Raw genomic sequence first — 25,076 nt, 5'->3', positions numbered from 1 at the left:
ATTTAGGTTTTGACCAACCTAAGGTGAATCTTTATCTTTCAAGGATTACAGGACCCCAAGGAGCGACCCAAACTTCTCAATCTTGAAAGCCAAAAGAATATTCAAAAAGAATATAAAACAGTTGTATTGCGCAACTTATAAACGATAGCAAATTCCGATTTTACAATGAAATTCGCAAATAAAACCGATCATATTACAGGATAACAACAACATCAACGTTTTTATGTGGAACTTATAAATTATACGCCGGCTCGGATTTAACAGGCGCTGCATGCTTAAACAGATCATCCAGAAGTGACCGAAAATTAAGATTAAATTGCAGGCATTGATTGTAAATTTGACTCAAAATAGTTTAATCAGGGCAAAAAGAGAATGCTGAAAAGGCTTCCTTGTTTACTCAAACAGTCGCTCTTATTTTTTTGAATCTGTTTAGAGCGACTGAGGTAGTGTCGGTTGAGGATCCTGGGCAAGTAAAGCCAGCAGTTCCTGTTGCTGTTCGGGATTGAGCTGTTCCCGGATCATTTGCAATACTGCAAGCAGTGTGACGGGTTCGGTGACCGTTTCCAATAAAGTATCTTCGGAAGATAGGTCTTTATTTCGCTGCAATTCCAGCTCTGCGTAGATCTGATCAAACTGGGTTTTCATACTTTCAAGATGAATGGGGTGCAGCTGTTTATTTTCCAGTTTCAGACATTGAAAGCCTTGCGCCTGTTCTAGTAATTCAGGCCGGTTGCCGGTTGCAATAATCTGCAAGTTAGGAAAAGCCTGATGCAGGCGTGACAGGATCACTGCTGCCATCTCCTGATCCAGTTGATGATCAATTGCATCAATCAACAAAACGCCTGTACCTTCCTGGCAAGGGAATAAACTGTTGGGATTCAACAGACAAAGACGCCGCACAATATCACCCACCAGTGCAATCCAGTTGCGGATACTGTTGGGCAGTTGCTGGAAGCTAAAGGTCTGTTGCTGATAGGTCACCATCAGTTGCAGCTTGGGCTGGTATTTTAAATAAATCTGGCTGACTTCTGGCAGGATCAGCGACAACGCCTGTTTTAAAGCGCTGAGATTCGGTGCATGCAGATGTGCCTGGGCTTTCTCGATCTGCCGGGCCAGTTCATTTCCTCGAATGTTCTCAGGCTGCTGCAAGGCACGCGCCAAAATCTGGTTCATAACCTTGGCACTTTGCGCATTTTCAATATCACTGATTTCACGAAACCATTCAAAAAAACGGGCAAAGGTGGTGAAAGGAATCGCAGTGATTTCATAAGCATGTGCGGACTGGAGAATGGCCGGGTTATTTTTGTTGAGCAGATTGACTTCATTGGTAAAACGTTCAGCAGGATAATAGGCAATCAGGGGCAAGCCGAGCAGGGGATCGTGCAAGCGGGCTTTCTGATACAAGCTGAGCACACTTTCAAGCTGTGAGGTTTCTGCTTTGCTAAAACCCAGCCCCTGACTGTTTAAAGTCTTGTAGATTTGCCATGAACAGCTTTGTAGGTTCGCAGGCTCAGACTGACTGGATTCTGGCAAGCTGCCCATCTCTTCAGGAAAACCAATCTGGATATCGATTTTGGATTGCAGCCGGGTTTGCATGATGTCCTGATCTTGCATCACCAGACCCGCAGCACGGCTATCACGATAACGGGCTGCAAACCAGGTCAATGCCTGATAGCTAAAACGTAAAAGCGTAGTTTTGCCAGTTCCCTGATTGCCCAGAATCAAGGTAACCGGGCATTGCGGATAATTAAACTGAAGCTGAATGTCGAAAAAATGCAGGGTATGTTTCAGTTGAAGCGCTTGGATGTGCATAGATCACCTGTCCTATGATGTTTACATCCATGCCATGCACCTTAACCGACTGCCTGCCGAAGCGACTGCGGCATTTTGATCTTCAGTTGCTGAATCAGGTCATAAATGTGATGAATATTTAAACTCACTTTAGCACGTGTACAGGCCACGTAAAGTAATCTTAATTCTTCATCACTAATTTTATGGTCTTTTTCATTGAGCTTAAACTGATAGTCATCTTCAATATGAACCCGATCCCACTCTAGGCCTTTGGCCTTGTGCGCCGTGGAAATAATATAATCAGCCTGGGCAATTGGTGTGATTTTAGCCAGAGCTTTTTTCAGCGGATCGGTGCCATGTTCGTCCACCAGTTTGACCAGTGGCTTGATGTCACTGCCTTCATTGGTTTCACAGTATTCATGGACATCATGCCAGGAGTTAAACCAGGCCAGTTCCGGTACATCAACCACACGTTTGCCCTGTTTCAGCATGGCGGCCGCATCGACAAAACGATTCAGTTTGACGTGATCGGCTTGCAGACTGACTTTATCCCCACGAACTAAACCTGCTAATAACAGTTCCATGGCGCGGGCATTGGTCCGGCATAAAATTGCATCCCGCATTTTGGTATGCGGTTTATTCACGACTTTAGAATCTAACAACGGATTGCCGAGTAAAGGCACAGTTTCATTTAAGGCACCTAAAATGGCATTGGCATTCAGGGCAATTTCAGGACCGAAACGAAATGAGGTGGTCAGACGTGATTCAGGTAAAGGTAGTTGCTGCATGGCATTCACTGCACCACGCCAGGCATAAATCTGCTGATGCGCGTCTCCGACATAAATCACCTGGGTGCTGCGCTGTTTCAGCAAAATCCCCAGCATTAAGGGATCGGCATCCTGAGCTTCATCGAACAGCACATAATCGGCCGGGATATTTGGCTCAGACAGCGCCCAGAGCTTCAGATAAATGTCATGACCGATGCCGGCCTGATGATTTGGATCAATCGACTCTAGCCAGCGTCGTTCGACTGCCGGATAAAGTTTCTTCTGTAAAGTCTCGATATCATCCGGATGCAACCAGCTCGGCGCCTGAATATGCCGTGGGGCAGGGTATTGCGAACTGGTCGAGCAGAAATAGCCGACCGCATTGGCAACCAAACTTGCCAGACGCGAAGGCATCAAGACATATTTTTCATAACGCCCACCCATCATACGGCGCATGGTCATCGGTTCAAGCCGGTATTCTTTGGCAATAAAACTTGGACTCAAGCGTGGCAAGCGCAGTTTGTCGGTGACTCCACGTGGAACACTGCGAAACGCCAGCGAGTGAAAAGTACGGCAATCGACACCCCGGTGAAATTTGGCTTGCGCTTCACTGGCAATGGCCTTGTTAAAAGCCAGATACATGCCACGTCTTTGCGGCATGGCATCACTGATCATTTGCAGGGTGGTGGTTTTACCTGTGCCCGCATAGGCAATCACCTTAAAGGATTTGCCCAGACGTGCGTTATCAATAGCAGTCGCCTGCTCATAGGTCGCGGTCGGTTTTTTTAAATCAGACACAGATGAATTCAAGACTTAATGCTGACGATTGGCTTTTTCAACCAGGCCGGACAAGCCTTGGCGACGAGCCAGTTCATTTAATACCAATTGCACATCCAAGTCGAAATAACCCAGCATCACAATGGTGTGGAACCACAGGTCTGCCACTTCATAAATCAGATCATTTTTATGATCTGCAGAAGCATTCTGGTCATAATCTTTGGCTGCCAGCACGGTTTCAAAGCTTTCTTCACCGACTTTTTCCAGAATCTTGTTTAAACCTTTATGGTAGAGCTTGGCCACATAAGATGAATCTGGATCAGCCTGTTTACGTTCTGCCATCATCTGACCCAGATAAGACAGGACTTCGACCTGTTCAGATTGGGCGGTTGACGCTTCCATCGCCAGCGTATGCGGATTCGTGGATTTTTCGCCATAAATCGCAGAGGGATCTTTCAACTGTGCATCGACAATTTCCCAGCCATTTGGCGTGAGCTTGCGATAGAAGCATGATTCACGGCCGGTATGGCAGGCAATACCGCCATGCTGTTCAATCTGCAATACAATCACATCGGCATCACAGTCCAGACGGATTTCATGTACGGTCTGAAAATGTCCTGATTCTTCGCCCTTATGCCATAACTTGCTGCGTGAACGAGAGAAATACACTGCCTGATTTTTTTCGGCAGTTAAAGCCAAGGCTTCACGGTTCATCCAGGCTACCATCAACACACGTCCAGTTTGATGATGCTGGGCAATGGCAGGGACTAATCCTTGTTCGTTAAATTTTACTTCATCGAGCCATTGCGCGTTGTTCATAAGGGTTTCCATCATTTCAATCAAAATATAAAAATACGGATAGGAAATATCCGCTGATAGTGTACGTGATCTCGCAGCATTTGCGGCAAAAATCTGTGTTGATAAGGACAGACTGTGTCGTGGTTTTCTAAATCAGTCCACTTTATTTCAGATCTTGCAAAACTGAGACATAGAAAAGCCGCCCGGTCGGCGGCTCGTATTTTAATTAAATTGTCCGTATGAAAAATTACCAGTGTTCGCCCGGGAACAGACGCGCATATGCTTTTTGCACCAAGTTTAATTTTTGTGGTTGGCCCACAGATGCACTTGAACTTGGGAACAGGTTATAACCAATCGACATCAAGACATTGTTGATATCCGGTGCAATGGAATAGGTAATGGAGGCCAGACGGCCCAAACCGGTTGCCACTTTCTTCGGGCGTTTCACAATCGCATAGGCGATCAGGTCAGCCGCTTGTTCCGGAGAAAGTGTTGGGACATATTTATAAATTTTGGTTGGCGCAATCATCGGGGTGCGCACCAAAGGCATATAGATCGACGTGATTGCGATTTTATGCGAATGCACTTCTGCAGACAGGCAGCGGCTAAAGGCATCCAGTGCAGCTTTTGAAGCGACATAGGCCGAAAAACGGGTGGCATTGGCCAGTACGCCAATCGAACTGATGTTAATAATGTGACCTGCGCGACGAATCATCATTTGCGGCAGGATATTCATCACCAGACGCACCGCGCCAAAATAGTTCAGCTGCATAGTCCGTTCAAAATCATGAAAACGATCTACTGACTCATGCACCGCACGGCGAATCGAACGTCCTGCATTATTGATCAGAATATCAATATGATCGACTGAGGCAATAATCTGTTTGGAAACTTCATCAATCGCTTCCATATTGTTTAAATCACATGGAAAGATTGAGGCTTTGCCGCCTTTGGCTTCAATTTCTGATTTTACTTGTTCTAGGGTTTCCTGAGTACGGGCCACCAGTAAAACATGGGCACCTGCATCAGCCAGTTGATGTGCTGTCGTTAAACCAATACCGCTGGATGCACCGGTAATCAGGACGGTTTTACCTGCAACACGTTTTTCCAGTTGTTTGTGTAGTCTAGTTTTCACGTTTGTTATCCCTAATTTGAAGTCAGCGTTCAAATTATTTTTATTAAAGGTCTATGGCGCTCTAACAGAAGATGAGAGCGAAGGTGAGTCCAGATATGATAACCAATTCTTCAGAAAAATCTATAAATTAAACTATTGAAATTAAAATAAAAATTAGAGTAATTGCTCTATTTGTGTTCACTCTTTCATTTAACTTTTAACATGAAAATAAAAAGCAAAGCAAGTGGCTGTTTTAGAAAATAAATAAAAAAACCTCACCAAAATGATGAGGTTTCGAAGCGGCTCGGGCACCTTTTTAAACGGCCGCCAGCGCCTGTTCCAGATCGGCAATCAGGTCATCACTATGTTCAATCCCAATGGATAAACGCACCATATCCTCACTGACGCCTGCCGATTTTAACTCTTCGGCATTGAGCTGACGATGCGTAGTAGTCGCCGGATGGCAGGCCAGACTTTTAGCGTCGCCGATATTGACCAGACGGGTGAACAATTGCAGGGCATCAATAAAACGTGTGCCGCCTTCGAGACCATGTTCTACCCCAAAGGTCAGAATGGCAGAAGGTTTACCTTTCACATATTTCTGTGCCAAGGCATGCTGTGGGTGATCTTTCAGGCCGGCGTAATTGACCCATTTCACTTTAGGATGTTTTTGCAGATATTCAGCGACTTTCAGTGCATTTTCGGTATGACGTTCCATACGCAAGCTTAAAGTTTCCAGACCTTGCAGAATCAAAAACACATTCTGCGGACTGATCGCAGCGCCGGTATTACGCAGTGGCACTACACGCGCACGTGCGATATATGCTGCTTCCCCCAAAACTTCGACATAGTTCACGCCATGGTAGCTTGGATCAGGCGTATTCAGGGCGGGGAAACGTTCAGGGTATTTACCCCACGGGAATTTGCCGCTATCCACAATAATGCCGCCAATTGAATTGCCATGACCACCGATATATTTGGTCAGGGAATGCACCACAATATCCGCACCAAAGTCGAAAGATTTTTGTAGTACTGGGGTGGCAACGGTATTGTCGACAATCACCGGTACGCCATATTCATGTGCAATTTTAGCAATGGCTTCCAGATCAATAATATTACCCAGTGGATTACCAATCGATTCGACAAAGACCAGTTTGGTTTTTTCGTCAATCAGCTGGCGCAGACTTTCCGGCTTTTCATAATCAAAGAAACGGACTTCAATGCCCTGTTTTGGCAGGGTATGGGCAAACAGGTTATAGGTACCCCCATACAGTGTTGACACAGAAGCAATGTTGTCACCGGCTTCCGCAATGGTCTGAATCGCATAAGTAATCGCAGCCATGCCAGAGGCCAAAGCCAGCGCGCCAATTCCACCTTCCAGTGCTGCGACACGTTGTTCCAGAACCGCAGTGGTCGGGTTCATAATTCGGGTATAGATATTGCCCTGAACCTTTAAATCAAAGAGATCGGCCCCATGTTGAGTATTGTCAAAGGCATAAGACGTGGTTTGGTAAATCGGCACTGCAACAGCTTTGGTGGTTGCTTCTGGGGTATAACCTGCATGAATCGCAAGGGTTTCTGCTTTATAACTCATTCTGTTTGATCTTCTTGTTTAAGTTTATGGCTTGAGTGTAGCATTTTCACATATGAGTAAAAGTGCAATTTTATTGAAATAAATATATGAAATATTCATATATCGGCCTGGATTTGAGTCATTTATTTTACTGAAAACAACTGTTTAAAAAAACATCAGCAATAAACTTGTAACAATGCATTGAAGTTCATGGCAATGGCTTATGTTTTCGCAGCTTTCTGCGTATAATAGCCGATTATTTTTTCGCTCATTTTTGAGCTGGGGTGGTTGTTTTAACCCCATTTGGTTTTTCAGTTGAGGAGTCCTACGTGGCCCAATATATTTACACGATGAACCGAGTGTCGAAGATGGTTCCGCCTAAGCGCGAAATCCTGAAAGACATCTCCTTATCATTTTTCCCAGGCGCTAAAATTGGTGTGCTTGGTTTAAACGGTGCAGGTAAATCTACCTTGCTTCGTATTATGGCGGGCGTAGATAAAGATTTCTCTGGTGAAGCACGTGCGCAACCGGGTATAAAAATCGGTTATCTTGAGCAAGAACCACCTTTAGATGAAACTAAAGACGTTCGTGGTAACGTCGAAGATGGTTTACGTGAACCGCTTGATGCCTTGGCACGTCTGGATGAAGTCTTTGCTGAATATGCAGCAGAAGATGCGGATTTCGATGCACTTGCGAAAGAGCAAGAGAAGCTTGAAGCGATTATCCAGACTTGGGATGCGCATAACCTTGCGAACCAGATGGATCAAGCAGCTGCAGCATTGAACTTGCCTGCTTGGGATGCAGATGTATCTAAGCTTTCAGGTGGTGAACGTCGTCGTGTGGCGCTGTGCCGTTTACTTCTGTCTAAACCAGACATGTTGCTTCTCGATGAACCGACGAACCATTTAGATGCTTCATCTGTATCTTGGTTGGAACGTTTCTTGAAAGACTTCCCGGGTACCATCGTTGCGATTACGCATGACCGTTACTTCCTGGATAACGTTGCAGAATGGATCCTTGAGCTTGACCGTGGTATGGGTATTCCGTATCAAGGTAACTACTCTTCTTGGCTTGAGCAAAAAAATGCCCGTTTAGAGCAAGAAAACAAGCAGGAAGAATCTTTTGCTAAAGCATTGAAAAAAGAACTTGAATGGGTTCGTTCTAATGCCAAAGGTCAGCAAAAGAAAAACAAAGCGCGTATGGAGCGTTTTGAAGAGCTTAACTCACGCGAATTCCAACAACGTAACGAAACTTCTGAAATCTACATTCCACCTGGCCCACGTCTGGGCAACAAGGTTGTAGAAGTTGAAGGCATCAGTAAATCGTTTGGTGATCGCTTACTGTACAAAGATTTAACGTTCACAGTACCACCTGCTGCAATTGTGGGTATCGTGGGTGAGAACGGTGCGGGTAAAACCACGCTATTCCGTATGATGACTGGCGAACAGCAACCAGATACCGGTACGGTAACGCTGGGTGAATCGGTTAAAGTGGCTTATGTCGGTCAGATCCGTGACACGCTAGACAACAACAAAACTGTCTGGGAAGAAGTGTCTGGTGGTTTAGATATCTTGAAGATTGGTGATTACGAAATCGCATCTCGTGCGTATATCGGTCGCTTTAACTTTAAAGGCCAAGATCAGCAAAAGCGCGTAGGTCAATTGTCAGGTGGTGAGCGTAACCGTTTACAACTTGCGAAAATCCTGCAAATGGGTGCTAACGTTATCCTACTCGATGAACCATCAAACGACTTGGACATCGAAACCTTGCGTGCACTTGAAGATGCCATTCTGGTATTCCCAGGTACTGTGATGGTGATCTCGCATGACCGTTGGTTCCTGGACCGTATTGCAACGCACATCTTGTCATTTGAAGGTGAAACCCCTGAATTCTTCACTGGTAACTATGCTGAGTTTGAAGAATATCGCCGTAAGCGTGATGGTGATGATCTTGTAGCGAAGCGTCAAAAATATCGCAAAATCGGTGTTTAATCATCTCCGACTTTTGTAAATAAAAAAACCAGCCTCAGGGCTGGTTTTTTTATGTTTATTATATGGTGGAGGGTAAATTAGATTTCCCACTCATGATTACATTCACGGCATTTCCATTTCTTTTGTGTTTGCATGAATGCCTGCATTGAAATTTTAAAATCAGGTAGATCTTTATAGAACATAAAACCTGCGATCAAAGAAAGAATAAAGACGATCACAGTCGCAGTCTGTAAAGTGGTACCTGCACCATCGCCAAAAATCCACATCGCGATGCTAATAATGACCAGTAATAATAACAGGAACAGGGCAGGGACCAGAAACATTAAGCTTTTAGGAACCACTGGACGTGGAGCTGCTTGACCTGGCTGGGCCACTGGCATGATTTTCGGGCTTTGACACTTAGGGCAACGATATTGCATTACAACTCCAAAATTCTAAATTACTGATTATTTTATCGGAAGATGCGAAGAAACCGAAATATTGCCCAACATAAAATATACAGGCAATAAAAAACCCAAGTCGCAATGCTTGGGTTTTTTATAAGATCACCATAATATATTACGATGATCTTGAATATGGCGTCCCTACGGGGATTCGAACCCCGGTTACCGCCGTGAAAGGGCGATGTCCTAGGCCTCTAGACGATAGGGACAATTGAGGCAAATAACACAGCTAAAGCAAGACTTGATTTGGTGGAGTCAAGGAGGATCGAACTCCTGACCTCTACAATGCCATTGTAGCGCTCTACCAACTGAGCTATGACCCCAGTCTGTGTGAGCGCTATATTAGGGATATCGCACTCACACGTCAACACAAAAATTAATTAAGCTTGATCAACTGCTTCATTTTTCGGCAACTTTAAGCTTTCATTGAGTTTTTCCCAGATTTTCAGCTCTTTTTTGCTTGGACCACCGACAATTTCCAGCGCATGACGTAAACGTGCAAAGGTTAAATCAGGACCAATGGTCACCATCGACTGCATTACTGGTGTAGATGCAGTCGAACCGGCGATCGCAATAAAGAACGCAGGCATGAAATCACGTAGCTTGATTTCCATCTGTGTCGCCAAGTCCATCAAGGTCTGGCTCACCGTATCGTTATTCCAAGTAAACAGGCTTTCTAAACGCCAAATTGCGAATTGAAGACTTTGACGTACCTGTTCATCCGACAGTTTCTTGCTTTCAAACTGTTCTTTAGACAGAGTCGGGAAGTGGTTGAAGTAATGCGCAGACCAATTTACTGCTTCAGACAGCAGGTTAATACGCGGTTGAATCGCAGCTGCAATTTCTTCCAGTTTTGCGCGGTCTGCTTTCCAGGCCAATAAGGTGTCAAGTAATTCAGCCGGGCTGAGTGCCTTGATCCATTGACCATTTAACCAGTTCAATTTCTCGACATCAAAGATCGGACCACCGAGTGATACACGTTTGATATCAAAATGTTCAATCATTTCAGCCAGAGTGAATTTTTCACTTTCATCTGGCATTGACCAGCCCATGCGACCCAAGTAGTTCAACAAGGCTTCAGGCAGTACACCGATGTCTCTATAGTAGTTAATTGAAGTCGGGTTTTTACGTTTAGATAGTTTTGATTTGTCTGGATTACGTAGTAGTGGCATGTGGCAGAGTACCGGCATTTCCCAACCGAAATATTGATACAGCAACTGATGTTTCGGAGCAGATGGAATCCATTCTTCACCACGAATTACGTGGGTGATTTGCATCAAATGATCATCTACTACGTTAGCCAGGTGATAAGTCGGCAGCCCATCGGTTTTTAGTAGAATTTGCATATCTACTTGCGCCCAAGGAATCTCGACCTCACCGCGTAGCATGTCATTGAATTTACATACGCCTTCAGTTGGCACTTTCATACGAATGACATGCGCTTCACCAGCAGCCAAACGACGCTCCACTTCTTCTTCAGAAAGATTTAGACCACGACCGTCATAACGTGGTGACTCACCACGTGCCTGCTGTTCTGCACGCATTTGATCCAGTTCTTCTGCAGTTGCGAAACAGTAGAAGGCATGACCTTTCTCTACCAGTTCCAAGGCATAATTTTTATAGATATCCATACGTTCTGACTGGCGGTACGGCGCATGCGGGCCACCGACATCAGGACCTTCAGACCAGTTCAGACCCAGCCAGCGCAATGAATCCAGGATCATTTTTTCAGATTCAGGCGTTGAGCGCAGTTGGTCAGTATCTTCAATACGAAGAATGAATTCACCGCCATGCTGTTTAGCAAAACATAAGTTAAACAAGGCGATATAGGCAGTACCTACATGCGGAAAACCAGTAGGAGAAGGTGCAATACGAGTACGAACAGTCATAGCCGGATCTAATCTTAGATATAAAATTGCAGCTATTATAGCGAAAAAGCCACATCACTTAATGCTTTATTCAACATTGAATGATGTGGCTTTTAAATCCGGGAATATTCAGCGCTGTTGAGGCTGATTAAGAATGAGCGCTCGAAAAAATACTTTGGACAAAGCGGGTGAAGCGGTAATTCTGTTCTGCAAAGAAATTTTGCGAAGGTGCGACTTTAAATGCAGTCAAGACTTTTAGATTATCTTCTGTTTGAAGTGTTTTTTCAGTTTTTTGTTGCTGAATCGCTTTTTCAATCGGCGAAGTCTTGCTTTCAACAGTGCTTACTGTAGGCTTCGGCAAATCTGTCTTCACAACAACGGCATGACCGAGTTGAATCGAGAACAACATAATCAGGCTTAGGATGCTGGCTGTGAATAATGTAAATTTCATATCCAAACTTCCTCCTTACTTCTGGTTGGTTTTATTTTGTTAAAAATGTTTTTTTAATACTCTGTCTACAATTTAATCACAGTTGATCATAAAGAAGTAGAACCAAGTCACATTTTTTACAAAAGAAATAATATAACTCTGTGGAAAATTACCAAAAATCGTAATTTCCTGTTTTGGTGGCCTATTTTTAACAGACAACTGTGAAGAGAACGTGAAGAACTGTCTTATATTGTAGCAGAAGATTACTTTTCTAGCAGAATATGTATCCGGATTTAATTGTTAGAAGATATCTCAAAATCAGAAATAGATTGTAGATATTGTTATAAATATATGATTGTTATGTTTATTTTTGATTTGTATAGTGCAGGTCATATAAACAATGAGTTACATCAAATGAAAAAAATAATAGCATCCGCAATCTTGACAATTTTAGTGGGAACAGCAGTACAGAATTCCATTGCCAAAGATTTCCTGAATGTCTCTTATGACCCGACCCGTGAATTTTATCAGGAATATAACGAAGAATTTGGCAAATTTTGGAAGCAGAAAACCGGACAAACGGTTAATTTTAAACAGTCGCATGGTGGTTCAGGCAAGCAGGCGCGCTCAGTGGTCGATGGTTTGCAGGCCGATGTCGTAACCTTGGCCTTGGCCAATGATATTGAAGAAATCGTCAATGCAGGTTTAATCGAGAAAGGTTGGCAAAAAGAGTTTCCGAGTAATTCGGCACCTTATACCTCTACGATTGTATTCCTGGTACGTAAAGGGAATCCAAAGCAAATTAAAGATTGGAATGATCTGACCAAAGCGGGTGTGGACATTATTACCCCAAATCCGAAAACCGGTGGCGCACCGCGTTGGATCTATCTTTCTGCTTGGGGTTATGCACTGAAACAGCCCGGCGGTAATGATGCGAAAGCCAGAGAGCTGGTGAAAAAACTTTATCAAAATGTCAAAGTGTTAGATTCCGGTGCCCGTGGTTCACTGACGACGTTTGCCGAGCGCGGTATTGGTGATGTGCTTTTATCCTGGGAAAATGAAGCCTTGCTGGCGACCCAAGGTCTGGGTAAAGACAAATACGATATCGTCTATCCATCCATTTCAATTCTAGCCGAGCCATCGGTAGCGATTGTCGATAAGAACGTGAATAAAAATGGCACGACCCATCTGGCAAAAGGCTATTTGAACTATTTATATTCACCGAAAGGGCAGGAGCTGGCTGCGAAATATTTCTTCCGTCCACGGGATGCCAAAGTCGCTGCCAAATATTCGGTTCAGTTCCCGAAAATCCAGACCTTTACCATTGATGAAGTCTTTGGTAGTTGGGCTAAAGCGCAAAAAACACATTTTGTGAATGGAGCGATTTATGACCAGATTTACAATGAAAAAAGATAAGTAAGCTGTAGTCTAGATGGAATAAAGAAAATGGCCAAAGTGTTATCCATTTTCTTTATATCTAATGCATAAAATTCTATATATTAGATATAAGTAGAATAATAAATAGTATTTTCCTTTTAAAAACAAAATATTAATGTAGAAAAACCTTTCATTTTATCGTGTTGTGATGTTGTAGGGTGAATTGCGATAAATGATTTTATTTCATATAGTTATATCTAATGAAGATAAACTCCGTGCTGCCATGAAAATTCAATTAAAATCGTTATTTAGTGCTGCCTTATTGGCGACTGGTTTAGGCATGACCGCGACTGCTTCACAAGCAGCAGACCGTCAGTTTCTGAATGTATCCTATGATGCCACGCGTGAATTCTATGATGAATTTAATAAATCATTTGGTGCTTACTGGAAAAACCGCACCGGTCTGGATGTGAATTTCAAGCAGTCACATGGCGGTTCGGGCAAACAAGCACGTTCTGTGGTCGATGGCCTGAAAGGTGATGTGGTGACTTTGGCGCTGGCCAATGACATCGAAGAAATTGTGAAATCTGGCCAGATTCAGCCAGGCTGGCAAAAAGAATTCCCACACAACTCGGCACCTTATACCTCGACGATCGTATTCATGGTACGCAAGGGCAATCCGAAAGGCATCAAGGACTGGAATGACTTAACCAAACCAGGCGTGCAAATTATTACGCCTAACCCGAAAACGGGCGGTTTGCCGCGTTGGGTGTATCTGTCTGCATGGGGTTATGCCGAGAAACAGCCAGGTGGTAATAAAGCCAAAGCACAGGACTTTGTCGGCAAGCTTTATAAGAACGTGAAAGTGATGGATTCTGCTGCACGTGCTTCAATGACCACCTTTGCCGAGCGTGGGATTGGCGATGTATTGCTGACTTGGGAAAATGAAGCCTTGGTCACGCAAAAAACCTTGGGTAAAAACAAGTTTGATATCGTTTATCCATCGATTACGATTTTGACTGAACCGTCAGTGGCGATTGTGGATCGTACCGTGGAGAAAAATGGCAATAAATGGTTAGCAACAGGTTATATCAATTACCTGTATTCACCCTTGGGTCAGGAAATGGCGGCTAAGCATTTCTATCGTCCACGTAATGAAAAAGTATTAGCTAAATATTCGGCACAGTTCCCGAAAATTAAAACCTTTACCATTGATGAAGTCTTTGGTGGCTGGGCCAATGCACAGAAAACCCATTTTGTGAATGGTGCAATCTTTGACCAGATTTATAACAGCAAACGTTAATTGATCTGCCAAGTCATCTTGATTGAAAAAAGCCTCCGGTTTTTGGAGGCTTTTTTGTATGAGAAAAATGCTAAAACGGTTTTCTCTATGGAAAGTAATATTTATCTACAAAAAGTCGTTTGGAGCTTTGTCTAAACAGGGTGATAATGTGCAGTTAAATTTTTCCCCCTATTGATTGAGTTTTTATGTCACATATTTCTGTATTACTTCACGAAACGATTGATGCCTTGTTGGCGGGTCGCAATACGGGAACTTATGTGGATGGGACCTTTGGCCGTGGTGGACATACGCGTTTATTGCTGTCCAAATTAGATGAAAATGCACGCGTCTATGCCTTTGATAAAGATCCACAAGCACTGGCTGTAGCAGCTGAACTCGAACAAGAAGATTCACGTTTTAAAATTATCCATGCCAGCTTTGCTGATCTGAAAGATGCCTTGGCTGAACTGGGCATTGAACAGGTTGATGGGGTGATGGCGGATCTTGGTGTTTCTTCACCGCAGCTGGATCAGGCTGAACGTGGTTTCAGTTTTATGAAAGATGGCCCGCTGGATATGCGCATGGATAACTCGCAAGGTCCAACTGCAGCAGAATGGCTGACCCAGATTGAAGAAGAAGCGTTGGCGAATATCATTTTTAAATATGGTGAAGAGCGTTATAGTCGCCGTATTGCCAAGGCAATTAAAGCTGCCGGATATATTGATACCACGGCAAAGCTGGCTGAGATTGTAAAAGTAGCCCACCCGAAATGGGAAAAAAATAAGCATGCTGCGACCCGTACTTTCCAGGCGATTCGTATTGCTATTAATAAGGAATTAGAAGATATTGAAATCTTCTTGCCTCAGGCCGTTGAAATCTTGAAACCTGAAGCACGTTTGGCGGTAATTAGCTTCCATTCACTGGAAGACCGTTTGATTAAACAATTTATTCAAAAAGAGTCAACGCTTGAAGAAGATTCAGGCTGGGGAATGCCACAACAACAGAAAGATACGCGACGTTTAAAGAAAGTTTCTCGTGTTAAAGCCAGTGATGAGGAGGTCAAAGCCAATCCTCGTTCACGTAGCGCATGGCTGCGGGTAGCAGAACGTTTAGCTTAATAGGCAGATCATGAAAACGGAAGTGGTTGATAAAAAAACAGAAAAATTGTGGCTGAAAAAAGTTACAATCTATCTCATGCTGATACTGATGGTCTTCATCAGTGCAGTATTTGTGGTATTTCAGGTATTTGAATACCGTCAGGATAACAGAAAGCTGAGTACCTATCTGCGTGAAAGGGATGACCTGAATGCAGAGTGGGGGCGTTTGCTGATTGAGCAGCAAACTTTCGGCGCGACGGCACAGATCGGTACGCGTGCAGTGACACAGCTGCGTATGTATTCACCTCCGGTTTCACAAAGTGTCGTGATTTCCTTACCACAAACTTCAGATGAGAAAAAATAAGGCTAGCGTTCCGACATGGTAGACAAGAGAAAGAAGCAACCGGTACGTAAAAAACAATCGGTCACCGACAAAAATGCCTCAAATGTTTATATCAATCGTTTTTACATCATGTGGGCGGTGGTGCTGCTGTGTTTTGTGACACTGATTTGCCGTGCTTTCTATGTACAGATTATTAATAAAGATTTTTTGCAAAATAAAGCCAATGCCAATATTTTAAGAACCAATACCATCAAGGCGATGCGTGGCGTGATTTATGATCGTAATGGCATTCCATTGGCGATCAGTACTCCGATCATGAAAATTGTGATTGATCCACGTGATTATTTTGACAATAAAAAACTCTATGACGAGACCATGCTGGCGCTGGAAAAAGAACCGAATAGCCGCAAGCTCAAACGTCAGTTACCCGATAAAAACCTGAATCTGGATGAGCTGGCTGATGCAGTCGGTATGGATCGGGCAGAACTGCGCAAAAAAATGGAAGAACGTCCGCGTTCACGTTATCTGATCCTGAAAAAAGAAGTTCCGCCACAACAGGCCGAACTGATCATGAAACGTAATTTTCAGGGCGTATATACCGAGAAAAACTATAAACGTTATTATCCGCAGCCACAGCCGAACTCTCAGATTATTGGCCTGACCAATAGCGAAGGCAGCGGCATTGAAGGTCTGGAAATGCAGCTGAATAGCCGTCTTTCCGGAAAGGATGGCGAGCAGCAGATCATTCGCGATAAAAAAGGCAACCGGGTCAAAGAACCGGAAGTGATTAAAGAAGTTGAACCGGGCGAAAATATTACCTTAAGTATCGACTCGCGTCTGCAATATATTATGTACCGTGAGCTGACGGCTGCCGGTGTCGCCAATAATGCCCGTTCAGCGACTGCGATTGCGGTAGATGTCAAAACCGGTGAAATTCTGGCGCTATCTTCATGGCCATCGTATAACCCGAATGATAAAAACAGCCTGCTCAACAAGGATGCCATGCGTAATCGCGGTGCAGTCGATTCTTTCGAGCCGGGTTCGACCATGAAGCCGCTGACAGTCGCGATGGCCTTGGAAAGTGGTAAATATACGGCGAATTCAGTCGTCAATACTACTCCCGGTAGTATGCGGGTCGGAAATCACACCATTCGCGATACGCATAATTATGGCCAATTAACGCTGGGTGGCATCATCCAGAAATCCTCTAACGTCGGTGTGGCCAAACTGGCCTTGTCGCTGCCTTATGAAACCTTGCCGACCTTCTATAAGCGTCTGGGTTTTGGGCAGCGTTCAGCGGTGAAATTTCCAGGTGAAAGTGCTGGTCTGATCCTGCCGCCGAGCAAATGGAATGTATCTGAAGTCGCGACTATGTCCTATGGTTATGGTCTGAACGCAACGGTGCTACAGCTGGCCGATGCCTATGCCATGCTGGCCAATAAAGGCGTGAAAATACCGTTAAGCCTGTACAAGCTGGAAGAACAGCCACAGGGTGAGCAGATGATTGATGCCAAGATTGCCGATCAGGTCTTGCTGATGATGGAAACTGCAACCTTGCCAGGTGGTACGGCGACTCGCGCTACCATCCCAGGTTATCGCGTAGCCGGTAAAACCGGTACTGCACATAAATTGCGTGCCGACCGTAAAGGTTATTCGACCAATGAATACCGTGCATTATTTGCCGGCGTGGCACCAGTCAGTGATCCACGGATCGCCATGGTGGTGGTGGTAGAAAATCCACAAGGCACCTACTATGGCGGTACGGTATCTGCACCGGTCTTTGCCCGTGTGATGCAGGAATCCTTGCGTCTGCTGAATGTCCCTCTGGACAAACCTTTAGAACCTCCCAAAGTCCAGTAAATAGGTGATCAATGTCTATTACATTTCAAGATCTCTACACCCCTCACGATGTCGCTGACTGGATGAAGCAATCCTTTCAGGGCTTCGAGCTGGATAGTCGTAAAGTTAAACTGGGACAAATTTTTATTGCCCTGACCAGTCTGTCACAACCGGAAAAAACTGCTCAATTTGCCCAGAAAGCTTTGGATCAGGGTGCATTGGCTGTGATTTCAGAAACTGAACTGGATGTATCTCCAAATTTGGTGGTAGCAGATGTACGTCATCTGATGGGACAATGGCAAAAGCAGTATTTGCAAGCGACTCAACCTGTTCAAGCTGCTCGAATTCTGGCAGTTACCGGCACCAATGGTAAAACCACGATTTCTCGCTTGGTGGCTGAATTCATCATGCTGCAAGGTAAAGCCTGTGCAGTGATGGGTACCACAGGTAACGGGATTTTACCAAATCTGGAAGCATCTTCGCACACCACTCTGGATGCCTTGCAACTGCAAAATGCCTTGCATGGCTATGCGCAGGCTGGTGCGGAATTTGCCTCGATTGAAGCCAGCTCACATGGTCTGGAACAAGGTCGCTTGAATGGTTGTGATATCGAGATTGCGGGTTACAGCAATTTGAGTCGTGATCATTTGGATTATCACGGAACGCTGCAAGCCTATGCGGAAGCAAAATCACGCTTATTTCAGTTTGAATCTTTAAAAGTGGCTGTTATCAATGTTGATGATGAACATGCACAGATCATGCTGGATGCTGCAAAAAACAATCCGGCTCAACCGAAAATTTTGACTTATTCCACTACGCATGCGGCGGATTATCAGGTTCAGGATATTCAATACAGTATTTCAGGTGCCGAGTTTAAGCTGCTGACAGTGCAAGGCCAATTTAGTGTACACAGTCCATTGCTGGGACATTTCAATATTGAAAATCTGGTGGCCAGTCTGATCATGGCGGAACAGGCCGGATTTGACTTGGAAAGTTTGATTGCAACTGTGCCACAGCTCAAAGGTGCGCCCGGTCGGATGCAGGTGCTGCGTGATGGCGAACGTCTGTTTGTAGTGGATTATGCGCATACCCCAGATGCTTTGATCCAGGTTCTGGTGACCTTGAAACGTCATGTTTCACAAAATCTCTGGGCTGTTTTCGGCTGTGGCGGTGATCGTGATCGCGGTAAACGTCCACTGATGACTCAGGCTGCTTTAGAGGGTTCAGATATCGCAGTACTCACTTCTGATAACCCGCGGACCGAAGATCCGGCACAAATTTTTGCTGATATGAAAAATGGCATTGATTTTTCGGGCAAAACCTATCATGAAATTCATGACCGTCGTGAAGCGATCAAGTTTGCGGTTAAACATGCACAGGCGGGTGATATTGTCGTGATCGCAGGGAAAGGTCACGAAAATTATCAGGAAATTGATGGCGTACGTCACTGGTTTGATGACGTGGTCGAAGTGCAAGCTGCGATTGATGCCCAGCATTGCAACACAGATTCAGCCTATTCAGCGCATTAGGATTCAGATATGCATACCTCAACAACAAGTACTGCGGCGCTGGAGCCGTGGAGCATAGAACAATTACAGCAGGCTACTCAAGGCTACTGGTTGAATGATAAAAAGCCTGTAGGCCAGGTCAAGCGGATTTTGACTGATTCACGTGATGCAGAAGCGGGTGATGCTTTTCTTGCGCTGAAAGGCGAGCGTTTTGACGCGCACGACTTTATTGCGCAAGTCGCGGCACAAGGTTGTGAAATTGCCATTGTCAGCCGTCCGGTGGATGCCGATATTTGCCAATTGGTGGTAGAAGATACCCGTCTGGCATTGGGATTGTTGGGCGCTTATCGCCGTCAGCAGAATCCTCAACTCAAAGTCATTGCCTTGACCGGCAGTAGTGGCAAGACCACGACTAAAGAAATGCTGGGAAGCATTCTGTCTCGTCTGGCACCGACCTTGGTGACACGTGGTAATTTGAATAATGACCTTGGCGTGCCGGTAATGTTGCTGGAGCTGCGTCCTGAACATCAATATGCGGTGATGGAACTCGGTGCAAGTCATCAGGGTGAAATTGATTACACCTCGAAAATGGTGCAGCCGCATGTGGCGGGGATCATTAACATTGGGACGGCACATTTAGGTGAGTTTGGCGGCCGTGACGGAATTTGCCGCGCGAAATCCGAGATTTATTCGCATATCTCTGAAATCTCAATTATTCCTGCTGCAGATGATTTTGCTGAAACCATTCGTGCCGCAGTAAAAACTGAAAAAAGCTTGAGTTTTGGTGCTGGCGGTGAAGTTTATGCCAGCGATGTAGTCCTTGATGCTCAATCATCAAGCTTTACCCTGAATACGCCACAAGGCTCGAAAACGGTTCAGTTGCCTTTTGCGGGTGAGCATAATGTCGAAAATGCCACAGCTGCCGCTGCATTTGCCCTGGCGATCGGTATTGGTCTGGATGATATCGTGGCTGGCCTGGAACAGGCAGTCGGTGCGAAAGGTCGTCTGAACTTTATTCCGCACAAAGACTATTTATTTATTGATGACACTTATAATGCCAATCCGGGTTCGATGCGTGCAGCAGCTGAAGTTCTGGCGCAGCAGCAGGGCATCCGGGTCATGGTCACCGGCGATATTGGTGAACTCGGTTCATCTGCCGCAATCGAGCATTACAAGCTTGGACGGGATCTGGTCTCTATTAAAGGTATTAACTTTGTGGTGGCTGTGGGTGAATTTGCGCCTGCCGCACAAGAAGGTGCCCGTAGTACGCAATATGGTAAAAAAATGCAGGCTTTCCTGAATCAGGAGCAGGCATTACCGTTTTTAATTCGTTTGATTGAAACACATCAACCTCAGCCGATGTCATTCCTGTTTAAAGGGTCGCGTTTTACCCATATGGAAACATTGATGGCTGCATTGATGGAGAAACTCTAAATGCTGTTATGGCTCTTTGAACATTTGGCGGGCTTTGACAGCACGTTTCAGGTGGTTCGTTATTTAACTTTACGTGCTTTGCTCAGTGTCCTGACGGCATTGACCATTGGTCTGGTGCTCGGTCCTGTAATGATTCGCAAGCTTCAGGCGCTGAAATATGGTCAGGCAGTCAGCTCATATGCCCCTGAAAACCATGCCAAGAAAATGGGTACCCCCACCATGGGCGGTGTGCTGATTCTGCTTTCGATCGGGATTTCGACCTTGCTCTGGGCAGATCTTTCCAATCCTTATGTCTGGATTGTGCTGGGTGTGATGGTGATTTTTGGTGCAGTAGGCTGGGCTGATGACTGGATTAAAATCCGTTATAAAGACAATGCGGGTTTGCCTGCGAAGAAAAAATTCTTCTGGACTTCAGTGGGTTCATTGGGTGCTGGTATTGCCTTGTATATCATTGCACAGCAACAAACCAATCCGGTGCATACCGCGAATATGCTGGATCTATTGATTCCATTCTTTAAAGACTTAAGTATTCCATTATCGATGATTCCGTTGGGTATTGGTTTTATTATCTTTACCTATTTCGTTATTAACGGTGCATCCAATGCCGTGAACTTGACTGATGGTCTGGATGGTCTGGCGATTATGCCAATCGTGCTGGTCGCTACAGGTCTGGGCGTATTTGCCTATCTGGCCGGTGATGTGCGCTTTGCCAATTATCTGCATATTCCTTATGTGAAATACTCGTCTGAATTGGTGGTGGTCTGTGCTGCCATGATCGGAGCAGGTCTGGCTTTCCTTTGGTACAATGCCCATCCAGCCCAAGTGTTTATGGGTGATGTCGGTGCTTTATCTCTCGGTGCAATGCTGGGTACGATTGCCGTCATGGTTCGTCAGGAAATTGTATTTGCGATTATGGCCGGTGTCTTTGTCGTGGAAGCGGTTTCAGTATTCCTGCAGATTGGTTCATTAAGAATGCGCAATAAACGTGTATTCCTGATGGCACCGCTACATCATCATTATGAAAAGAAAGGCTGGCGTGAAACCCAGGTGGTGATCCGTTTCTGGATTATTACGATTATGCTGGTAGTTTTGGGTCTAATGACCTTAAAATTGCGCTAAGAAATGCATTGGAAAAAGTCGGCGCATGCCGGCTTTTTTATTTTGGAGAAAATGATGAATTTACTCATGTGCCCAGTCTGTCGCCAGCAGTTGAGCTTAAATGAAAGAAAATGGCGCTGTGAGAATCATCATAGTTACGATGTCGCCAAACAGGGCTATGTGAACCTGCATGTGGTTCAGCACAAGCACAGCAAAAACCCGGGAGATACGCCTGAGTCTGTGCAGGCACGTCGTGCATTTCTCAGCGCAGGTTATTATGCGCCTTTGCAACAGACTGTCGTGGAAAAGATTCGCGAGTCGCGGATTGAGAATCTTTTAGATATTGGTTGTGGCGAAGGCTATTACACCAATGCCATGCAGGCCGAAGTGCTGCAATGCGTTGGGGTCGATATTGCCAAGAATGCGGTTCAGGTCGCAGCCAAGCTGAATAAAGAGGTGACTTGGGTCGTAGGAACTGGAGCGACTTTACCAGTATTAGATGAGTCGATTGATCTGTGTACCAGCTTATTTAGTCCAATTCCCAAACAGGAAATCCTGCGAGTCCTAAAACCAAAATCTTATTTGATGGTGGTGACACCGGCCCCACAACATTTATATGCTATGCGTGAGGCTTTATTTGAAGAAGTGAAACCACACGAGCCGCAGAAGTTTGTTGAGCAGTTACAAGATGAATTTAATCTGGTTAGTGAGCAGGTGATTGGTGCGCCAATGGTTTTGCCACAGGCTGATTTAAAAAACCTGATTGCCATGACACCCTATGCTTATAAGGCCAAGCCGGAACACCGTTTAGCACTCGAACAGCAGGATCAGTTTGAATTGCTGGCGCAATATCAGATTTATCTGTTCCAAAAGAAATAAAAAATGCATATAAAAAAGCCCTCAACTGAGGGCTTTTTTATATCTTCAGATTACTGGACTTCTTCGATCAGATTTTCCAGTGAGTCTACCCGGTTTGGCTGAAGAGGCTGTTCTTGAGGTGCAGAACCTTCATCATCTGGTAAACGAATCGGTTGATCCGGTAAATCCTCAAAGTCAGTTTCTGTACGTTTCGGGACGACCACAGGTGCAGGACGGTAAAGCGCTGTCGCCAGAGGCGGAGAAGACGGATCATTCTGTGCTTCATCAGCCTGAACCCCCTTGTTGCGATTTACCGGTGCCTTGGCATTGCGGTCTAAACGTACCCATGCTTGCGGCTGGCCTTTTAATGCCTTGCCCATAAAATCGGTCCAGATCGGTAGAGCTGCCACACCACCATATTCACGGCGACCTAAGGTGGTCGGCTGGTCAAAGCCTACCCAAGTCACGGTAACTAACTTACCATTGAAACCTGCAAACCAGGCGTCTTTGGCATCGTTCGTGGTACCGGTCTTCCCGCCAATATCGCTGCGACCAATTCTTAATGCAGCACGACCAGTACCATGTTGAATTACGTCACGCAAAATATTGGCCATGTCATAGGCAGAGCTGGATTTTAAAATACGCTGTGCCTGACGATAATTACTGTCTTCGGCAGAGACTTTAGGTGGGGCCTGTTGTTGCTCTAAAGTTGTATTGTTGATTGCAATTGCTTCGTCATCTGCGGTAATAGGGTCAGTGGCTTGAACTGTTTCTTCTTTTTCATTAATACATGAAATACAGGCATATTCAGGCTTGGCTTCAAAGATGGTATTGCCATAGGCATCTTCAATACGGGTAATAAAGTGCGGCTGAATTCGGTAACCGCCATTGGCAAAGGTAGCATAGCCAGTCGCCATCTGAATCGGGAGGACCTGCGGGGTGCCTAATGCAATAGTATAGTTACGTGGAATCTGACTGTCTTGTAAACCAAAATCCATGAATAACTGACGTGTACGTTCAATCCCGACGGCCTGTAATAAGCGCACTGAGACTGTATTACGTGACAGATAAAGTGCACGACGTAGGGGGATCATGCCCAGATAACGGCCATCCGAGTTACGTGGCGTCCATTTGCCAATGGTAATGGGTGCATCATTGACCATAGTATGCGGCGTCATGCCACGTTCTAAAGCCAGGGCATAAACAAAAGGCTTAATGGTAGAGCCGGGTTGACGCCAGCCTTGGATTGCACGGTTAAATTTCGACTGATAAAAGTTATATCCCCCGACAATGGCTTCAATCGCACCATTATTTGGATTGATGGCAATCAATTGTCCTTGCACATTGGGGATCTGCACCAATGACCAAGAGGTTTTATTTTCATTGGGTCTTAAACGAACAATGTCTTTGACTTTGACAATCTCGGACGCTTTGCTCGGTGCGCCACCTACACTGTTGACGTTACGAAAGCGACGCGCCCAGGACATACCTGACCAGGGAACAGTCACGCTGCTTCCGTCCTGCATGAGTGCTTCAAAACTAGAATTACCCACCTGAGTCACTTGCGCGGGATAGGTATTGGCATAGGCACGGAACTTGTCGAGGGGTTGATCATTTGCTTCAGCACCACGCCAGCCATGTCGACGGTCATAAGCCTCTAAACCTTCTTGTACCGCTTGCTCCGCATAGGCCTGACGTTCACTATGAATGGTAGTATAGACTTTATAACCAGAATCTACCGCCTGTTCACCAAAGTTTTGTACCAGTTCAGAACGTACCATTTCACCGACATAAGGAAATTTATTGCGGGTACTGCGATCCGGCATGTCCAGATTAATCGGTTCAGCAATGGCTTGCTGATACTGGCTCTGGTTCAAATAGCCTAGTTGTAGCATACGACCCAAAATCCAGTTACGACGTTCCAGGGCGCGCTTGGGATTGGCGACCGGATTATATCGAGAAGGTGCTTTAGGCAGTCCAGAGATCATCGCCATTTGTGCAATTGAAAGCTCTTCTAAACTCTTGTTATAGTAAATTTTAGCTGCTGCTGCGATGCCGTAAGCATTTTTCCCCAGGAAAATTTTATTGACATACAGGGTCAGAATGTCTTCTTTACTTAAGCTTTGCTCAATTTTACGGGCCAGAAAAATTTCAGTCAGTTTGCGCTTCAGCGTCCGTTCAGGGCTAAGGTAATAGTTTTTTGCCACTTGCATGGTAATGGTCGAACCACCAGTCTGTACATCCGAGCCGGTCACCGTCTCACTGAGTGCGCGTCCCAAGCTTTTAAAGCTGATTCCGCTATGCTCAAAAAAGCTGGAATCTTCGGCGGCGAGGAAAGCATGAATAAACTCGGGCGGAATTTGTTCATATTTCACGGGAACAGAAAGCTTGCCTCCATATTCGGCAATTAATTCATTATCTGAACTAAAAACTTGTAAAGGCTTTAATAAAGGGGCCTTTTTAAGCGTAGACATTTCAGGCAAAGATGGGGCAATATAGAGATACATGCCATAGAAACCCATCGGAATTGAGATCAGTATAATGATAATGATCAAAAAAAATGGATGAACAAGGCCTGAACAAGATAGCTTTTTCATAACAAGTAAGTTTTAATAAGAGCTAATGGCGAACTAATTACCGGTCAGTATATCCTGTCGATATCCATATTGTTAGATGAGTTATTGTATC

Annotated in this window: 19 protein-coding genes and 2 tRNA genes; 10 read left to right on the top strand and 11 right to left on the bottom strand. The window is 45.0% G+C overall.

Going from position 1 to position 25,076, the window contains the following annotated elements; genetic code table 11:
- Positions 1-429: 429 nt before the first annotated feature.
- From ACNPNW_RS17610 to ACNPNW_RS17590, 5 genes are all read right to left on the bottom strand, one after another.
- Positions 430-1,812, bottom strand: coding sequence for an ATP-binding protein (locus ACNPNW_RS17610; RefSeq protein ID WP_168730878.1), 1,383 nt, complete (start codon positions 1,810-1,812; stop codon positions 430-432).
- A gap of 41 nt (positions 1,813-1,853) precedes the next feature.
- Complete coding sequence (locus ACNPNW_RS17605; protein WP_004281118.1) at positions 1,854-3,356, bottom strand: UvrD-helicase domain-containing protein; 1,503 nt, start codon at positions 3,354-3,356, stop codon at positions 1,854-1,856.
- A 15-nt stretch (positions 3,357-3,371) separates the two neighbouring features.
- Complete coding sequence (gene hisIE, locus ACNPNW_RS17600) at positions 3,372-4,154, bottom strand: bifunctional phosphoribosyl-AMP cyclohydrolase/phosphoribosyl-ATP diphosphatase HisIE (protein WP_253100411.1); 783 nt, start codon at positions 4,152-4,154, stop codon at positions 3,372-3,374.
- Between the two features lie 226 nt (positions 4,155-4,380).
- Positions 4,381-5,268 (bottom strand): SDR family NAD(P)-dependent oxidoreductase, encoded by an 888-nt coding sequence (locus tag ACNPNW_RS17595; RefSeq protein WP_174894126.1) that lies wholly within the window; start codon positions 5,266-5,268, stop codon positions 4,381-4,383.
- A 295-nt stretch (positions 5,269-5,563) separates the two neighbouring features.
- Complete coding sequence (locus ACNPNW_RS17590) at positions 5,564-6,841, bottom strand: O-acetylhomoserine aminocarboxypropyltransferase/cysteine synthase family protein (protein WP_005263916.1); 1,278 nt, start codon at positions 6,839-6,841, stop codon at positions 5,564-5,566.
- Between the two features lie 308 nt (positions 6,842-7,149).
- Here ACNPNW_RS17590 and ettA point away from each other — a divergent pair, with 308 nt between their 5' ends.
- Positions 7,150-8,811: an energy-dependent translational throttle protein EttA gene (gene ettA / locus ACNPNW_RS17585; RefSeq protein ID WP_005263915.1), complete on the top strand. Its 1,662-nt coding sequence runs from the start codon at positions 7,150-7,152 to the stop codon at positions 8,809-8,811.
- A gap of 77 nt (positions 8,812-8,888) precedes the next feature.
- Here the strand turns inward: ettA and ACNPNW_RS17580 are convergent, their stop codons facing one another.
- The 5 genes from ACNPNW_RS17580 to ACNPNW_RS17560 form a co-directional block, all read right to left on the bottom strand.
- Complete coding sequence (locus ACNPNW_RS17580) at positions 8,889-9,230, bottom strand: membrane protein (RefSeq protein WP_004281123.1); 342 nt, start codon at positions 9,228-9,230, stop codon at positions 8,889-8,891.
- 157 nt (positions 9,231-9,387) lie between these two features.
- Positions 9,388-9,463, bottom strand: a tRNA-Glu gene (locus tag ACNPNW_RS17575).
- Between the two features lie 38 nt (positions 9,464-9,501).
- Positions 9,502-9,577, bottom strand: a tRNA-Ala gene (locus tag ACNPNW_RS17570).
- 57 nt (positions 9,578-9,634) lie between these two features.
- Positions 9,635-11,143 carry a glutamate--tRNA ligase gene (gene gltX, locus ACNPNW_RS17565; RefSeq protein WP_448767266.1) on the bottom strand — a complete coding sequence of 503 codons (1,509 nt, stop codon included), beginning with the start codon at positions 11,141-11,143 and terminating at the stop codon, positions 9,635-9,637.
- A gap of 127 nt (positions 11,144-11,270) precedes the next feature.
- Positions 11,271-11,573 carry a hypothetical protein gene (locus ACNPNW_RS17560; RefSeq protein ID WP_004281126.1) on the bottom strand — a complete coding sequence of 101 codons (303 nt, stop codon included), beginning with the start codon at positions 11,571-11,573 and terminating at the stop codon, positions 11,271-11,273.
- A gap of 393 nt (positions 11,574-11,966) precedes the next feature.
- Here ACNPNW_RS17560 and ACNPNW_RS17555 point away from each other — a divergent pair, with 393 nt between their 5' ends.
- The 9 genes from ACNPNW_RS17555 (at position 11,967) to ACNPNW_RS17515 (ending at position 22,409) form a co-directional block, all read left to right on the top strand.
- Entirely contained in the window at positions 11,967-12,968 is a 1,002-nt protein-coding gene (locus ACNPNW_RS17555) for a sulfate ABC transporter substrate-binding protein (protein WP_448767265.1), read from the top strand.
- A 244-nt stretch (positions 12,969-13,212) separates the two neighbouring features.
- Positions 13,213-14,232 (top strand): sulfate ABC transporter substrate-binding protein, encoded by a 1,020-nt coding sequence (locus ACNPNW_RS17550; protein ID WP_129717172.1) that lies wholly within the window; start codon positions 13,213-13,215, stop codon positions 14,230-14,232.
- Between the two features lie 185 nt (positions 14,233-14,417).
- Entirely contained in the window at positions 14,418-15,329 is a 912-nt protein-coding gene (gene rsmH, locus ACNPNW_RS17545; protein ID WP_085064331.1) for a 16S rRNA (cytosine(1402)-N(4))-methyltransferase RsmH, read from the top strand.
- A gap of 76 nt (positions 15,330-15,405) precedes the next feature.
- Positions 15,406-15,672, top strand: coding sequence for a cell division protein FtsL (gene ftsL, locus ACNPNW_RS17540; RefSeq protein ID WP_370940785.1), 267 nt, complete (start codon positions 15,406-15,408; stop codon positions 15,670-15,672).
- A 15-nt stretch (positions 15,673-15,687) separates the two neighbouring features.
- Positions 15,688-17,511 (top strand): penicillin-binding protein PBP3, encoded by a 1,824-nt coding sequence (gene ftsI, locus ACNPNW_RS17535; RefSeq protein WP_180086801.1) that lies wholly within the window; start codon positions 15,688-15,690, stop codon positions 17,509-17,511.
- An 11-nt stretch (positions 17,512-17,522) separates the two neighbouring features.
- A complete protein-coding gene (locus ACNPNW_RS17530) occupies positions 17,523-19,019 on the top strand; it encodes a UDP-N-acetylmuramoyl-L-alanyl-D-glutamate--2,6-diaminopimelate ligase (RefSeq protein WP_448767264.1) in 1,497 nt (498 codons plus the stop codon).
- Between the two features lie 9 nt (positions 19,020-19,028).
- Complete coding sequence (locus ACNPNW_RS17525; RefSeq protein ID WP_420937898.1) at positions 19,029-20,432, top strand: UDP-N-acetylmuramoyl-tripeptide--D-alanyl-D-alanine ligase; 1,404 nt, start codon at positions 19,029-19,031, stop codon at positions 20,430-20,432.
- Complete coding sequence (mraY, locus tag ACNPNW_RS17520; RefSeq protein WP_420937899.1) at positions 20,433-21,551, top strand: phospho-N-acetylmuramoyl-pentapeptide-transferase; 1,119 nt, start codon at positions 20,433-20,435, stop codon at positions 21,549-21,551.
- A 54-nt stretch (positions 21,552-21,605) separates the two neighbouring features.
- Complete coding sequence (locus ACNPNW_RS17515; RefSeq protein WP_448767288.1) at positions 21,606-22,409, top strand: putative RNA methyltransferase; 804 nt, start codon at positions 21,606-21,608, stop codon at positions 22,407-22,409.
- Between the two features lie 50 nt (positions 22,410-22,459).
- On the opposite strand, the gene ponA is transcribed toward ACNPNW_RS17515, so the two are convergent.
- Complete coding sequence (gene ponA / locus ACNPNW_RS17510) at positions 22,460-24,985, bottom strand: penicillin-binding protein PBP1a (protein WP_448767263.1); 2,526 nt, start codon at positions 24,983-24,985, stop codon at positions 22,460-22,462.
- Between the last annotated feature and the right edge of the window lie 91 nt (positions 24,986-25,076).

The organism is Acinetobacter endophylla (genome assembly GCF_053543775.1).
This window is presented reverse-complemented; position numbering and strand designations above follow the sequence as displayed.

Excerpts from the sequence above, each read along its gene's own strand:
- ACNPNW_RS17610 (WP_168730878.1), bottom strand. The coding sequence starts at position 1,812 with ATGCACATCCAAGCGCTTCAACTGAAACATACCCTGCATTTTTTCGAC.
- hisIE (WP_253100411.1), bottom strand. The coding sequence starts at position 4,154 with ATGAACAACGCGCAATGGCTCGATGAAGTAAAATTTAACGAACAAGGA.
- ACNPNW_RS17590 (WP_005263916.1), bottom strand. The coding sequence starts at position 6,841 with ATGAGTTATAAAGCAGAAACCCTTGCGATTCATGCAGGTTATACCCCA.
- ACNPNW_RS17580 (WP_004281123.1), bottom strand. The coding sequence starts at position 9,230 with ATGCAATATCGTTGCCCTAAGTGTCAAAGCCCGAAAATCATGCCAGTG.
- gltX (WP_448767266.1), bottom strand. The coding sequence starts at position 11,143 with ATGACTGTTCGTACTCGTATTGCACCTTCTCCTACTGGTTTTCCGCAT.
- ACNPNW_RS17560 (WP_004281126.1), bottom strand. The coding sequence starts at position 11,573 with ATGAAATTTACATTATTCACAGCCAGCATCCTAAGCCTGATTATGTTG.
- ACNPNW_RS17555 (WP_448767265.1), top strand. The coding sequence starts at position 11,967 with ATGAAAAAAATAATAGCATCCGCAATCTTGACAATTTTAGTGGGAACA.
- ACNPNW_RS17550 (WP_129717172.1), top strand. The coding sequence starts at position 13,213 with ATGAAAATTCAATTAAAATCGTTATTTAGTGCTGCCTTATTGGCGACT.
- rsmH (WP_085064331.1), top strand. The coding sequence starts at position 14,418 with ATGTCACATATTTCTGTATTACTTCACGAAACGATTGATGCCTTGTTG.
- ftsL (WP_370940785.1), top strand. The coding sequence starts at position 15,406 with ATGCTGATACTGATGGTCTTCATCAGTGCAGTATTTGTGGTATTTCAG.
- ftsI (WP_180086801.1), top strand. The coding sequence starts at position 15,688 with ATGGTAGACAAGAGAAAGAAGCAACCGGTACGTAAAAAACAATCGGTC.
- ACNPNW_RS17530 (WP_448767264.1), top strand. The coding sequence starts at position 17,523 with ATGTCTATTACATTTCAAGATCTCTACACCCCTCACGATGTCGCTGAC.
- ACNPNW_RS17525 (WP_420937898.1), top strand. The coding sequence starts at position 19,029 with ATGCATACCTCAACAACAAGTACTGCGGCGCTGGAGCCGTGGAGCATA.
- mraY (WP_420937899.1), top strand. The coding sequence starts at position 20,433 with ATGCTGTTATGGCTCTTTGAACATTTGGCGGGCTTTGACAGCACGTTT.
- ACNPNW_RS17515 (WP_448767288.1), top strand. The coding sequence starts at position 21,606 with ATGAATTTACTCATGTGCCCAGTCTGTCGCCAGCAGTTGAGCTTAAAT.
- ponA (WP_448767263.1), bottom strand. The coding sequence starts at position 24,985 with ATGAAAAAGCTATCTTGTTCAGGCCTTGTTCATCCATTTTTTTTGATC.